Source organism: Yinghuangia aomiensis (assembly GCF_039542225.1).
GTDB classification, from domain to species: domain Bacteria; phylum Actinomycetota; class Actinomycetes; order Streptomycetales; family Streptomycetaceae; genus Yinghuangia; species Yinghuangia aomiensis.
On record NZ_BAABHS010000008.1, the window covers coordinates 226,736 to 240,658 of the forward strand.

Sequence of the window (13,923 nt, forward strand, 5' to 3'; positions counted from 1 at the left end):
TGCCACTGGCACTGCCGATCGCGAGCGCCTCGGCATCGGGCCGTCCTCGCAGGAGCGCCCCGGCCACGAATGGATGCCGTGACGGTACTCGCAGCCTCCGGAATCGGCACCTGGGGCGAGGCGGCGACGCGCGTTCTGGACAGCCCGACCCGCCCACGACGGGGCCGAGTTGGCCGAATGCGCGCGGAACGGCTCGTCGCCAGGCCAGGCCAGGCCAGGCCAGGGCGGGCCGGGTCGGCAGTCGGCCCTACCCGGCTGCCGCGCCCGGGTGCAAACCGGCCCTGCGTGCCCCGGCAGCCACGGTGTACATTGCGCGACGTCGGCGCCGCAGAAGCGGGGATGGCCCGGACGTCGAACAGCCGCAGCAGGTACTCGCCGCGTCGGCCCGCCGCGCGGATGTCTCGTCGACCAGCCACACGGTGCACGAGTGCTGGGAGTCGGCCCCGTACATGCGGGGATTGCTCGCTTCACGACATGACCGGCTGGGTGCAGCTCGCGTCGGCCCCGTGCCTACGGGGATTGCTCGTTCCGACTGAGGTCGAGAGCTTCCGCCTGGGGTGAGCGCAAGCCTGGCTCGCCACTGTCGACGTCGAGCAAGGCAACCCGGTAGATCTACGGATCCGTCGTCCGTGCCGCAGCGGCGACAATCCCGGAATGGTGTGGCGGAGCAAGAAGAAGGGCGACGACGTCGTCGACCCGGTTCGGAGCCCAGGCGCAGGGCTACCGGGCGGGCTGCTGCATCGTGGAGCAGTGGATGCCTCCGCCGCCGTTCATCAGCCGGTCGACGTCGAGCTGGACGACGGTCCGTCCGGGGAACGCGGCCGCCAGCGTGGCGCGTGCCGCCTCGTCCTTGGGGCGGTCGCCGAACTGCGCGGTGATCACGGCGCCGTTGACGACGTGGAAGTTCAGGTAGGAGTCGACGAAGTCGCGTGCGTGCGAGCGGGGCGCGTCCGGGCCTTCGACGGTGGTCACTCGGAGGCGCCGGCCCCGGGCGTCGGTCGCGGTCGAGAGGATGGCGAGCTGCCGGCGTGCGTCCTCCGCCCAGACGTCGGTGCGGTCGCCCGGGGGGACCTGGACCATGACGACACCGGGCCGGATGAAGCGCGAGGTCACGTCGATGTGGTCGTCGGTGATGTCCCGGCCCTTGATGCCCGGTACCCACAGCATCGTGTCGGCTCCGTACGCGCGGAGGACGGCGGCTTCGATCTGCGCCTTGCTCAGGCCCCGGTTGCGGTTCTTGGCGACCAGGCTGCTCTCGGTCGCCATGACGGTGCCGTCGCCGTCGGTCTCGATCGCGCCGCCCTCGCCGACGAAGTCCGCCCGGCCGAAAGGCAAGTCCTCGTACTCGGCGACGTATTCGGCAACTCGTGCGTCGTTGCGGTGGGTTTGCTTGCGGCCCCAGCCGTCGAAGCCGAGCCCGAGCGCGTCGAGCGCGCCGGCACCGTCGCTGCGGAAGACCGGACACGTATCGCGCATCCACAGGTCGTCGGTGGGGATCTCGGAGGTGACGGTGACGCCGGGCCCGCAGTGCGCCCGCGCGTCGGCCGCGGCGCGCTCGTCGATCGCGCACATCACCACGGGCTCGAAGGCGGCAACCGTCCGGGCGATCAGCGCGATGTCCGCCTGGACGCCGGGCAGCCGACGGCCCCAGATGGAGCGGCTCGCGGGCCAGGACATCCATGTGCGCTCATGCGGGACCTCGTCGGCAGGCACCCGCCACCGCGGCGCCCCGGCGCCGGATGCCGCAGCCGCATCGGCGGACGCGGTTCCGCCGCCGAGGACGGCGGCGCCCCAATCGGCGGCCCGCCTCAGGAGGCCTCGAGGGGAAGAAGGCTGTTCGGGCATGCGGTCCTCCGAATCGGGCCCGGTCCGGCGCGGGTCGGCGCGCTGCGGGGTGGGGGAGAGCAGTGTCGCGGCGGGGTCGCCCGGGGATCGCCCGCGGCGACTGCCGGAGTACCATCCTGACACCGACTGAAATTTCAGTCAATTTGTGGGATGGTGTCGGGACCGGTCGGGCGGGGGCCCCGATGCCCGAATCGCCCGGCGTCACCATCCGGTGTCGTCGAACTGGTCGAGAAGCGCCTCACCGAGGTCCGCCTTGGGCGCGTCGCCGGTGTCGGCGAGAGGGAGTTCGGCCCAGATGACCTTGCCGCGCGCGGTGTAGCGGGTGCCCCAGCGGGCGGCGAACCGGGCGACGAGGAACAGCCCGCGGCCGCCCTCGTCGGTGGTGGCCGCGCGGCGCAGGTGCGGGGCGGTGCTGCTCGCGTCGGACACCTCGCAGGTCAAGGCGCGCTCGTGGATCAGCCGGACACGGATCGGTGCGGTGCCGTAGCGGATCGCGTTGGTCACCAGCTCGCTGAGGATCAGCTCTGCGGTGAAGTCGATCCCGCCCAGCCCCCACGCGTCCAACTGGCTCGCGCACGCGGCACGCAAGACGCCGACCGCCTCCGGGTCGGACGGCACGTCCCACGACGCCACCTGGGCGTTCTCGAGTACCTGCGTACGGGCAACCAGCAGCGCCACGTCGTCGCGCGGCCCCTCGGCGACCAGCGCGGCGATCACCGCGTCGCAGGTCTCCTCCGGGGTCGCGGCCGGTCCCGCGGCGACCAGTGCGTCGCGGAGCAGGCGCAGTCCGGCGTCCACATCCCGGTCGCGGCGCTCGACCAGGCCGTCGGTGAACAGCACCAGCCGCGACCCTTCGGCCAGGTCGAACGCGGCGGTCTCGATCGGCAGTCCCTCGTTCAGTCCCAGCGGCAGCGAGACGGGCACGTCGGGGTAGTCCACGGCGCCCGCGGGGTCGACCACCATCGGGCCCGGGTGGCCGGCCCGGGCCGCAACGGCGCGCCCGGCGACCGGGTCGTAGACCACGTACAGGCACGTCGCGCCGGTCATCCGCACGTCTTCGGTGCCGGGGCCGTCCGCGTCCAGGTCCTGGTCGATCCCGGCGACGAGTTCGTCCAAGTGCCCCAGGACCTCGTCCGGCGGCAGGTCGAGTGCGGAGAAGTTGCGCACCGCGGTCCGCAGCTGCCCCATCGTCGCGGCCGCGTGCAGTCCGTGCCCCACCACGTCCCCGACCACGAGCGCCACCCGCGCGCCCGGCAGCACGATCACGTCGAACCAGTCACCGCCCACGCCCGCCGCGGCGGTCGCCCCCACGACGGCAGCGTCGTCCGGCTCGCCTCCTCCGGCGTCCGCCGTCGTCGCGGCTCGGGCAGGCAGGTAGCGGAACGCGGCGTCGACCGCGTCCTGGCCGGGCAGCGCCTGGGGGAGCAGGCTGCGCTGCAGAGTGACCGCGGTGGTGTGCTCGCGCGTGTAGCGGCGGGCGTTGTCCACCGCGACCGCCGCCCGCGCGGCGACCTCCTCGGCGAAGGACACATCGTCGGCGTCGAAGGCCGGCGACCCGGCCCCGCGCCAGAACGTCGCCAGTCCCAGGACCAGGCCGCGGGCCCGCAACGGCACCGTGACCAACGAATGCACCCCGGCCTCGATCAGCCGCGCCGTGCGGTCGGGAGCTTGCGCCTGCCACGCCCCGTCGGTGTCCAGGTCCGCCCGCAAGACCCCGCGCCCTTCCCGCAGGGCCTCCGCCATCGGTGTGGTCGGCGCGAAGTCGATCACCTCCCCGATCGGGTACAGCGCCGGCACGCCGCCGCCCCAGTCGGCCCAGTGCGAGGTGACCCGCCGCATCCGGCCCGGTGCGGTGGTCGGCGCCGGTGGTTCGTCGACGTCCAGCATCGTGTCGAGCAGGTCGACGGTGATGATGTCGGCGAACCGCGGCACGCACAGGTTCGCCAGCTCCTGGGTCGTCCGCTCCACGTCCAAGGTGGTGCCGACCCGCACACCGGCCTCGTAGAGCAGGCGCAGCCGCTCGCGTACGGCTTGGGCCTGCCCCGCCAGCGCCCGTAGTTCGGTGGTGTCGCGCAGGGTGACCACACTGCCGGCCGATCCGTACGGGGCGGTGGGCCGCTGGTTGACCGCCAGCAGCCGGTCGCCGACGACATGGACCTCGTCGGAGGCATCCCGTCCGGACACCAGCAGCTCGGTCAGTCCCGCCGGGAGTCCCAGAGCCGCCGCGCCGCCCCGCACGACGTCGGCGTCCGCGGCCGTGTCCGTCTCCGGGGGAAGGTCCAGGAGGCGCCGGGCCTCGTCGTTGGCGAGCACCACCCGGCGGTCCGCATCCAGGATCAGCACGCCTTCGCGGGCCGCATGCAGGACCGCGTCGTGGTGCTCGTACATCCGGGTGATCCCGCTCGGTCCGAGGCCGCGGGTCTGGCGCCGCAGGCGTCGGCTGATCAGCGCCGTGGCGCCCGCGGACAGGGCCAGCGCGCCGGCCGCGCCGAGCGCCAACCACGGGATCTGCCGCCCGACCGTTTCGTTGACCCGGGCCACGGCGATCGCGGCGACGACCACGCCCAGCGGCTCGCCCGCGCGTCCGTAGACCGGAACCACGGTGACGTACGCCTGGCCCTCGTGGGTGGTGTACTTCGTGGTCAGCGACTGCCCGGCGGCCAGGAACGGCCCCAGGTTCCCCTGGTAGCGCATCCCGATCTGCGCCGGGTCCGGGCCGGTCAGCCGCACCCCGTTCACGTCGAGCACGGTGAGGGCGTCCACGTCCGCGGCCTGCTGGGCGGCCTGCGCCGACGGCCCGAGCACCGCGGCCGGGTCGCGGCCGGACAGCGCGGCGACCAGGCCGGGGGAGTGCGCGTACGTCTGCGCGGCGGTCTGCGAGCGGTGCTGCGCGTCGCGCTCGCTGTCCCCGCGCGCCTGCACCAGCAGGACGACGACGGCCGCGGCTACGAGGAGGACCACGACCACGACCTGGAGCACGAATATCTGCCCCGCCAGGGTGCGGGGGCCGTGGACGCGCGACCGCACAAAGCGGACAAAACGTCCTCTCACTTCTTCTTTGTAGCACCGTTGCGCCTCCGCAGCCCCTCGCGGATCAGCGGCGCGGTGAACGGCCGGGGCGGGGAACCGGCGGACGTGTGCCGTGCCGCTGGTCCGCGGTGGGCTCGGGGAACCGGGCGCCCCCGCAGAGGAGGGCCGGGGTCAGTGGGCGGCTTCGGGTTGTGGTGCGGCCAGGAGTTTGTCGACGGCGCCTTCGACGTGGGTGCCGTGGAAGAAGGAGCGGTTCATGGAGGTCCACAGGCGGGCGGGGTTGGCGAAGACGAAGTCGCGGAACTGTGCCTCGTCGATCTGGTGGCGTTCGACGAGTTCGTAGGCCTCGGGCAGGACGTCGCGAATGTCGCGGACGTCCCAGTGCCCGACGTCGGAAGCGAACACCGCGGGGAGGGTGACGCCGCCGGGGTTGAGGTCTGCGGAGAACGCGAGCGCGTTCATGGGGTCGTCGGCTTCGCAGCCGAAGGAGAAGCGGGTGCTGAACAGGTCGAGGACGTCCTGGGCGGAGGTGAGGAGGGATTCACCGAACTGGTCGATGTCCTGGGGCAGCTCGTCGGGGTCGGAGTGCATCGCGAGCCCGGTCTCCAACCGGTCGATGCGGTCCGCGACCGGTCCGGTGGCGTGGCGCCGGAACAGCGTGCGCAGCAGGTCGCGGTCCATCCGGGCGGGGTTGTAGTGCTGGATGGCGTCGCTGTTGCGCTTCTCCCAGTGCCCGACGATGCCGGCCAGCAGCGCGGCGGCCCAGGCGACGCCGCCTTCCTGGAAGGCGAAGTGGAGGTTGGGGAAGCGGGCGGGGACGCCGCCGAAGACGAGGGACCGGCACACGGCCTCGTCGGCGGCGGCGAAGTTGCCGACCTGGTTGTAGGAGTTGTTGACCGTCGACATGCGGCTGCCCCAGCCCTGGCCGCCCGAGTGGAAGGTGGGGGTGACGCCGAGTTCCTCGCAGCGCTGCCACACCGGGTCGTAGTCGTAGGGGGAGTCGTGCCCGAGGGTGTCCATCCACCGTCCGCCCCCGGCGAGGGGACGGGGGATGACGCCGCCCATCATGACGGCCTTGAGGCCGAGTTCGCCGACCGCGTGGTCGAGTTCGGCGACGGCTTCCTCGGGGGTGAACATGGGAATCGCGGCGACCGGCGCGAGGCGGTCGCCGTAGGGGCCGTAGACCTCGGCGTAGTAGCGGTTGAGGGCACGCGCGAGGGCGCGGCGCAACTCGTCGTGGGCGAGCTGGGTCACCGTGAGGCCGTAGGTGGGGTAGAGGACCGCGAAGTCGACGCCGATCTCGTCGAGGCGCTTGTACATCAGGTCCGGCAGCATGCAGGTGGCGCGGTCGAGGGTGTTGGCGGCGGGGATGCCCCACACGGCGGTGGCGTGGATGCCCAGGTCGCGGCGCTTGGCGCGGTCGGGGACGGCACGGCGCCGGTCGGCGGTGTTGCTCATCTTCTCGAACACGGCGGCGAGGTCGGTGCCGGCGTCCTCGGCGATGAAGTCGCGGACCAGGGGCAGGTATTCGATCAGGTGGCCGTCGCTGTCGATGACGGGGTGGTCGAGCCGGCCGCGGACCGCGGAGACCTCGTCGGTGGGCAGGTAGGTCATGCGCGCTCCTCGGGTCGGCGGGCGCCGCGGACGAGCGCGCCGGGCAGGGCGCCGGTGTGCCGGCCGTTCTCGAACGTGACCTCGCCCGCGACGACGGTGGCGACGTAGCCGGTGGCGTCGTTGACCAGGCGGGAGCCGCCGCCGGGCAGGTCGGCGGTGATGCGGGGCGCGGTGGCGTTCAGCCGGGGCAGGTCGATGAGGTTGACGTCGGCCTTCATCCCCGGCGCCAGGATCCCGCGGTCGTGCAGACCGACCAGGGCGGCGGTGTCGGCGCACTGGCGCTTGACGATCCATTCGGGGGCGAGACGGTCGGGTTCGGCGACGTCGCGGCCCCAGTAGGCGAGCTGGAAGGTGGGAAAGTCGAAGTCGGCGATCATCGTGGTGTGCGCGCCGCCGTCGCCCAGGCCCGGCACCGTGAACGGGTGAACGAGCATCTCGCGGACCGCGGCCAGGTCCTCGTCGACGTAGTTCGCGACCGGCACGTAGACCATGCGCCCGGAGGCGAGGACGTCGTACGCGGCCGCCAGCCGGGACACGCCCTGGTCGGCGGCCAGGCGGGTGATGGCGGGGCCGGGGCCGTCGCTCCACCGCGGCGGGTCCTGGAGTGCGTAGGCGTGGGGGAACCTCGCGATCACATCGGTGCCGGCGTCGTCGAGTTCGGCCAGGATGCGGCGGCGGGTCTCGGTGTTCCGGAGCAGCGTGGGCAGGTCCGCGCCGTCGCCGGGGCGGAGCGCACGGTAGGTGGCGGAGGGGAGCAGCGGGTTGACGCGCCCGCCCAGGGAGATGAGCAGTCCGACGGGCCGCGGGGCGACCTGGCCGCGCATGGTCAGTCCGTCGGCGTTGGCGCGTTCGAGTTCGCGCAGGATCTCCCGGTACGAAGACGGGTTCTGCCCCGGGCGCTGCAGGGTGGTCACCGACATGGGGCGGCCGCTGGTCCGGCAGATGCGGCGCAGCAGGGTGAACTCCGCGGCGATGTCGGCGTCGTCGAAGACCGCCTCGAACACTCCGGTCCCCAGACGGCCGACGGCGGCGGCGATGCCGAGGAGTTCGGGCTCGCCCGCGGTCAGGGTGGGGGTCAGGCGGCCGTCGGAGGCCTTGTGGTTCGCCGACCGCGAGGTGCTGAACCCCAGGGCGCCGGCGGTGAGCGCGTCGACGACCACCTCGCCCATCCGCCCGATCTCCTCGGGGGTCGGCGCGGCCTCGTGGTCGATGCCGCGCTCGCCCATGACGAACACGCGTACCGCGGAGTGCGGGACCTGGGTGGCCACGTCCACGGCTCGGTCGATGCCGTCGACGGCGTCGAGGTACTGCCCGAACGTCTCCCAGTTCCAGGGCAGTCCGCGGCGCAGCACGTCCCCGGGGATGTCCTCGACGCCTTCCATCAGGGCGACGGTCCAGTCCCGGTCCGCGGGCCGCAACGGGGCGATGCCCACACCGCAGTTCCCGGTGACCACGGTCGTCACGCCGTGGCCGGAGGAGGGGCTGAGCAGCGGGTCCCACAGGGCGTGGCCGTCGTAGTGGGTGTGCACGTCCACCCAGCCCGGGGAGACCAGGAGTCCGTCCGCGCCCAGCTCGCGGCGGCCGCGCGGCAGGTTGTCGCCGACCGCGGTGATGCGCCCGGCGGTGATGGCGACGTCTGCGGTGCGCGGGGGTGTTCCGGTTCCGTCGGCGACGGTGCCGCCGCGGATCACGAGATCGTCCACGATCCCTCCTTGTTCCACCTGTTGGCACGCTGTACCGTTTGTCGGCACAGCCTAGGCAGAGTCCTTGACGACAACAAGGGCCGTTCCAGCGGTTCCGCCGTGGCCCGTCCCGGCCCGGCGCGGTGGCCGGGCGTTCGCTCCCGAGGAAAGGCGCGGCATGCCCCGGCCCACCAACAGCGTCGTGATCGCGCTGCGGGTCCTCGAACAGGTCAGCCAGGACCAGCCCGTCGGCGTCAGCGACGTCGCCAAGGCCCTGGACGTCCCCAAGAGCACCGCCTACCGCATGCTCACCACTCTCGCGAGCGCCGGATGGACCCGGCAGGACACCTCCGGGGCGTGGTCCCTCACCCTCAAGGCCGGCGTCGTCGGCAGCCGCGTCGCCCCCGCCGCCGGCCTGGCCGACCTCGCCCGCCCGGTGATGACCGAACTCTCGGCCGCGACCGAGGAGTCGGTGCGGCTGTGGCTGGTGGAGAAGGACACCTTCCTTCTGGTGGCCGACGTCGAAGGCCCCCATCCGGTCCGCGCGGTCGTCCCCGAGATCGCCGCGGACATCCCCCTGCACGCGACCGCGGTCGGCAAGGCAATCCTGGCGACCTGGCCCGACGCGGACCTGGACGCGTACCTGGCCGCGCCGCTGCGGCAGGTCAACGCACGCACCGTCACCGACCCCGCCGAGCTGCGGCGCCAGGTCGTCGAGGCCAGGGTCCTCGGCTACGCCCGCGTCTGGAAGGAGGCCCACGACCACGTCGGCGGAGTCGCCGCCGCCATCGTGCTGCCGGACGGGCGCACCGCGGCGCTCGCGGTCACCTTCCCCACCCACCGCCTCAGCGAGGAACTCGTCGCCCGCTTCGGTGCGCTGCTCACCGCCGCGGCCGCCCGGATCGGCACTCATCTGCGCACCTGACGGCCCACCGCCGCGAGCGGCGGACGCGCACCGTGGCGCGGACGCCGCACGCGGGACGGGCCCGGAGCGGGGCGGCCTGTGGTCAGCCGTGCATTTCCCGCAGGACGTCGTCCAGCCCGGCAGGCTTCACCCCGAGGGCGAGTTCGGTCTCGGACGTGTCGAACAAGAAGGGCGCGTCGTGGAGGTAGCGCATCTCGGGAAGTTCGGCCATGAGTTCGTCGGATGCGGCCATCCGGGCAAGCTGTTCCGCGGGCATGCGGGTCATGCGCGCGGGCGGCGCACCGAGCACCTCGGCGAGTCGTACGGCGAGGCCGCGGGCGGACAGTTCGGACACCGACGGGACGTGTGAGGCCCGTCCCCACACGGCGTCGTCGTGCGCGGCGTCGCCGACCGCGACCAGGGTGGGGGCGACATCACCGACGTACGTCCAGCTGTGCGCGGCGTCGGGATCACCCGGGAAGGCCGCTTCCACGCCCCCGCGCACGGCCGGTGCGACCATCAGGGTGAACAGCGACAGCGCGTCCTGGCCGAGGAAGGTGCCGGCGCGTACTTCCACGACGCGAGCCCGCCCTGCCTGGTGCACCGCCAGCGCGTCCTCCCCCATCGCGGCGCGGACCCGGCCTGGGACAAAGCCGCCAAGGACGCCGAGGCCGCCGAAAAGGCTTCTTGGAACATGCACATGCCGGGACCAATGGACTTCCGCAGCCCGCCGTTCAGCTGAGCGGCGGGTGACGCTTCGCGTCCCCGCGGCGGGTTCGCGTGGGCCTCAGCTCGTGGCGACGATGTTGGTGTTGTGGACTGTGTGCACCCACCAGCGGTTGTCCTGCTTCACGAGCACCCAGGTGCCGGCATTGGCGAAGTCGCCCGCCGCGGTGGACGCGTTCTGCCGTACGGACACCACCGCGGTGTCGGGTGTCGGGAACGTGACGCGTTCAACGGTGATTCGTGTGCGGAAACCCGGGACCGGGTCCGCGAGTTGGCGGCGATGGTGGGCGTTGATGGCCTCCCAGCCGTCGAATCGCTGCCCGGCCGGCGTTGTCAACGACGCGTTGGCGGTGAATTGTCCGCCGACTGCATCGGCGTCGAACGCGCCTACACCCGCCTGGATTTCCGCGAAGACGTCATGGATTGCGGGTAGGTCCTCACTGGACGCAGCGTGTGTGGACACCGCCGGACGGCTCATGTGCGGCTCTCCCAGATGGGTTGGTCCGTCGAAGATGATCATCGTGCCAACCCACACTACGTGGCCGCATTGCCTGGCGTTGCGGGAAAGACGAAGGCCCCCGACGACGTGCGGCCTGGGCGGCGGCACGGCATCGGAGGTCCTCGTCGTGATCAAGACCGGCGACCGTCAACAACGTTCATGATCAATACACCTGGCGGCCGGCCACCCGGTAGGCGCGGTCGACGGTCTGCTTGAGGCCGTTGCCGTCCGCGTCGCGGACGGTCGTGCGCAAGGCCACGTACCCGGTGCCGAGCGGCCCTGGCGGCGGTGCAACGACCTTGTACGTGCCGTCGCCCGTCGGGAGTGCCGGCAGCGCGAGCCAGTGCTTGCCGTCGTCGAAGGACGCCTCGATCCGGAAGTCCTTGACGCGTGGCGTGGTTCCGTCCGGGCGTGTGACGGCGGCGGTCATGACCAGGGGCCGGTCGGCCGGCGCCGCGTTGGCGAGGTCGAGGTCGGCGTCCACGCGCACCAGCGGCAGCGGTGCGGAGCTGGTGGTGCAGCCGCCGTCCGCCGGGCGTGCGGACGAGAACGTCCAGGTCGCGTCGATCGCGGTGCCGAGCTGGGCGCCGGGGTCGTTGCGCTGCGCCTGGAGGCGTAGTGCGTAGTCGGCCTTGCCCTCGGACATGCCGGGGAGTTGCCCGTACCGGAAGTCGTCGGTGGTGGCGAGGACCGAGCCGTTCTTGGACAGGGTCACCGTTGCGGTGGCGTCGCCCCACCACTCGCTGTGGTGCGCCCCGGTCGGCGAGGCGAACGGCGAGAGCATCGGCATACCGGTGTCGCCGCAGCGGCCGAAGCCTCCGGCAGCGCCGATCGGTGCCTTGTTCCAGTGTTCGGCGATGGTGCGTCCGAGCGGATAGGAGACCGGAGCCGCGTCCTCGCTCCCGGTGTCGGTGCCGAGGACCCCGAGCCACGTCAGCCCGGGTGCGGTGGTGAAGTACTCCTTGGCGGTGCCGGGCACGGACACCTGGTGGAACCAGCCGCTCCAGCCGCCGCCGTCCGACCAGCCGGCGAGCCGGGAGATCATCGCCGTGCCCGTGCCGCCCTGGGTGTGCACGCTCACGTCGGCTACGCCGAGATCCGCGGTCCTGGCGTGCAGCGTCGGGTCGGCCGGGATGCCGCCGTCGCGGGCGAGCGCCAGGTTGTACGTCGGCGAACCGGACGCGGCCGGTCCGCTGAGGAACGTGCTGAGGCGGTACGAGAACGGGTGGCTCGTCGTGGCGGCCGGCACCGCGTATGCCTCGGTCTCGGCGTCGTACAGCGTTGCGCTGATTTCGCGGGCCGCGTTGCCGATCTGCTCGCGGAAACCGACGATGCGCCCGTCGACCCTGGTGCCGTCCTGGTCGAGGTCGATCTTGGCGGGCAGTCCCGCGCGCGCGTCCAGGGTGACCGCGGTATCGCCCGCTACCGCGACGTCGGGCCGGGCGACGGCAGTCCAGCTTCGCGGGTGGGCCGCGGTCGCATTGGTGTGGACGAGCCCGCTGACGGTGTAGCGGCCCTTGGGGACACGGGCGGCCGACACGAAGTCGTCGATGTAGCGAAGGGGGAACTCCGCGCCGGTGTCGAGGTTGACCACGTACATCCCGCCGCCGGTCACCGGACCGCCGTCGCGGTCGAAGCTGGTGATGCGCAGGTCGTACAGCTCGGGCTCGTCGAACACTCCGAGGGCGGTGCGGATGACGACCGCGCCGTCCGAGTCGGTCGCGGTCAGCACGCCGCCGTATGTGCTGCCGGCGCCGCTCGGCACCGGGTCGGTGACGACCGTCGCGTCGGCCGTCCCGTGTGCGGGCACGGTGATCCGGTTCGCGCCGAGCCGGACGGGCAGCGTGGTGCCCGCGTCGGGGACCGCGGCGAGGTCGAGCACAAGCGCGACGTCTCCGTCGTTGTGGTACGTGACCGTGCTGGTGACCGGGCTGTTCGCCGGCCAGCGCAGATACGTGGACACCGCGCCGGGGCTCGCGTACGCCGTGCGCGCGGCCGCCGCGCCGATGTTCACCCGTCCGGTGCCTTGCGCGAACACGCCGGCGTCGCCGGGCGTGGCCGAGCTGATCAGCGCGGCCTTGAGCTGCGCGCCCGTCCACCCGGGGTGCTCCTGCGCGAGGATCGCCGCCGACCCGGCGACGTGCGGGGTCGCCATCGACGTGCCGTTCAGGGCCGTGTAGCGGTCGTCCACGGGCTGTCCGGCCGAGGTGCCCGCGGCGCGCGCCGCGACGATGCCGACGCCCGGTGCGGTGATCTCCGGCTTGACCGCGTGGTCGACCACGCGGGGGCCCTGGTTCGAGAACGACGCGCGCTTGTTGTCGCCGTCGACCGCGCCGACGGTGAGTGCCGCGTCGGCGGCACCGGGCTGCGACACCGAGCCGGGCTGGGCATCGTTGCTGTTGCCCGCGGCGATGACGAACAAGGCGTCCGAAGAGGCGCTGAGCGCGTTGACCGCCAGGGACATCGGGTCGGTGCCGTCCGTCGGACCGCCCCCGAGGCTCATGCTGACGACGCGGGCTTTCTGCGCGACCGCCCACTCCATCCCGGCGATGATCTCCGACGCCGAACCGAAGCCGTCGTCACCGAGCACCTTTCCGACGAGGAGCTGCGTGTCGGGGGCGACGCCCTGGTAGCGGCCGTCGGAGGCGGCGCCGCTGCCGGTGATGATCGACGCGACGTGCGTGCCATGCCCGTTGCCGTCGACGACGCCTCGCGGGTTGCCGGTGAAGTCGGCGGAAGCGGCGACGGCGTCCACCAGGTCGGGATGCGTCGCGTCGATGCCGGTGTCGAGGACGGCGGTTCGCACGCCCGCCCCGGTGTACCCGGCCTGCCACGCCTCGGGCGCGCCGATCTGCGGGACGCTTTTGTCGAGGACCGCCTGGACGCGGGCGTCAAGCCATATGTGCGCGATGCCGGGCGCCAACCCGGTCGCGCCGGGGGCGAGCCTGGACCCGTCGGACGGGACGGGCGCGGCGACGGTACGCCAGAACTCGCCCGCACCGTCTTTGCGTTCGCCGACGGCCTGAGCGCCGATGCTGGGCAGGTCGCGGCCTGTGGAACCGGTCTGTGCGACCGAACCGCGGGCGTTCGGGGCAAGTGCGGCCCGGGCGCCGCCCTCGTACTGGACGATCAGCGGCAGCGTGGGCGTCGACCGGTCGTCGTAGCCCTGGCGGGCCAGACTGCTCACGTCGAACAGCGCGGGGTCGAGAACTCCCTTGGACAGTAACGGCAGCGCGTCCGCCGGCACGACGCTGACGTCCTTGCCGCGCGTCCGGCTCAGGAACGACATGCCGTCGCGGCCCGGACCCGGCTTGGGCATGACGGACTGCCTGCCGTCCGTGAACGTGTCCACGGAGACGGTATCGCCGGTCAGCAGCGTGATCGTCGTGTGCGCGACCGCACGCTGCCCCGAACCGGCCGTCGACGGCCCGGCAGCAGAAACGGCCGACGCTGTGGACGCAGGACCGGCTATACCGGCGGCGATGGCGGCCGCCAACGCGGCGGCCACCGGAGGCCGCACGGAGAGGCGACGCAACCGCCGCCTCGACGAACGGTGTGGATCGTGGGGGTGCATAGGCAGATCTCCCATAGCGCAGCTCACGCACCGTAGTTCGGTACGGGCT

Annotated in this window: 8 protein-coding genes; 1 reads left to right on the forward strand and 7 read right to left on the reverse strand. The window is 72.7% G+C overall.

Annotation, left to right across the window (positions count from 1 at the left end):
* Positions 1–720 precede the first annotated feature (720 nt).
* The 4 genes from ABEA93_RS13380 to ABEA93_RS13395 all read right to left on the reverse strand — a co-directional run bounded on the left by ABEA93_RS13380 (position 721) and on the right by ABEA93_RS13395 (position 8,192).
* Positions 721–1,845, reverse strand: a complete 1,125-nt coding sequence (locus ABEA93_RS13380) for an agmatine deiminase family protein (protein ID WP_345675692.1) — start codon at positions 1,843–1,845, stop codon at positions 721–723.
* 201 nt (positions 1,846–2,046) lie between these two features.
* Complete coding sequence (locus tag ABEA93_RS13385) at positions 2,047–4,896, reverse strand: SpoIIE family protein phosphatase (RefSeq protein ID WP_345675693.1); 2,850 nt, start codon at positions 4,894–4,896, stop codon at positions 2,047–2,049.
* Positions 4,897–5,046: 150 nt separating this feature from the next.
* A complete protein-coding gene (locus ABEA93_RS13390) occupies positions 5,047–6,489 on the reverse strand; it encodes an amidohydrolase family protein (protein WP_345675694.1) in 1,443 nt (480 codons plus the stop codon).
* On the reverse strand, positions 6,486–8,192 hold the full coding sequence (locus ABEA93_RS13395; RefSeq protein WP_345675695.1) for an N-acyl-D-amino-acid deacylase family protein: 1,707 nt from the start codon (positions 8,190–8,192) through the stop codon (positions 6,486–6,488). Before ABEA93_RS13395 ends, ABEA93_RS13390 begins: the two co-directional genes overlap by 4 nt.
* 157 nt (positions 8,193–8,349) lie before the next feature.
* Between ABEA93_RS13395 and ABEA93_RS13400 the strand changes: the two genes are divergently transcribed.
* Entirely contained in the window at positions 8,350–9,096 is a 747-nt protein-coding gene (locus ABEA93_RS13400; protein WP_345675696.1) for an IclR family transcriptional regulator, read from the forward strand.
* Between the two features lie 82 nt (positions 9,097–9,178).
* Here ABEA93_RS13400 and ABEA93_RS13405 read toward each other — a convergent pair whose 3' ends face one another.
* The 3 genes from ABEA93_RS13405 to ABEA93_RS13415 form a co-directional block, all read right to left on the reverse strand.
* On the reverse strand, positions 9,179–9,700 hold the full coding sequence (locus tag ABEA93_RS13405; RefSeq protein ID WP_345675697.1) for a Rossmann-fold NAD(P)-binding domain-containing protein: 522 nt from the start codon (positions 9,698–9,700) through the stop codon (positions 9,179–9,181).
* Between the two features lie 162 nt (positions 9,701–9,862).
* Positions 9,863–10,321 (reverse strand): SgcJ/EcaC family oxidoreductase, encoded by a 459-nt coding sequence (locus ABEA93_RS13410; RefSeq protein WP_345675698.1) that lies wholly within the window; start codon positions 10,319–10,321, stop codon positions 9,863–9,865.
* A gap of 142 nt (positions 10,322–10,463) precedes the next feature.
* Positions 10,464–13,652 (reverse strand): S8 family peptidase, encoded by a 3,189-nt coding sequence (locus ABEA93_RS13415; RefSeq protein ID WP_345675699.1) that lies wholly within the window; start codon positions 13,650–13,652, stop codon positions 10,464–10,466.
* Positions 13,653–13,923: the final 271 nt, after the last annotated feature.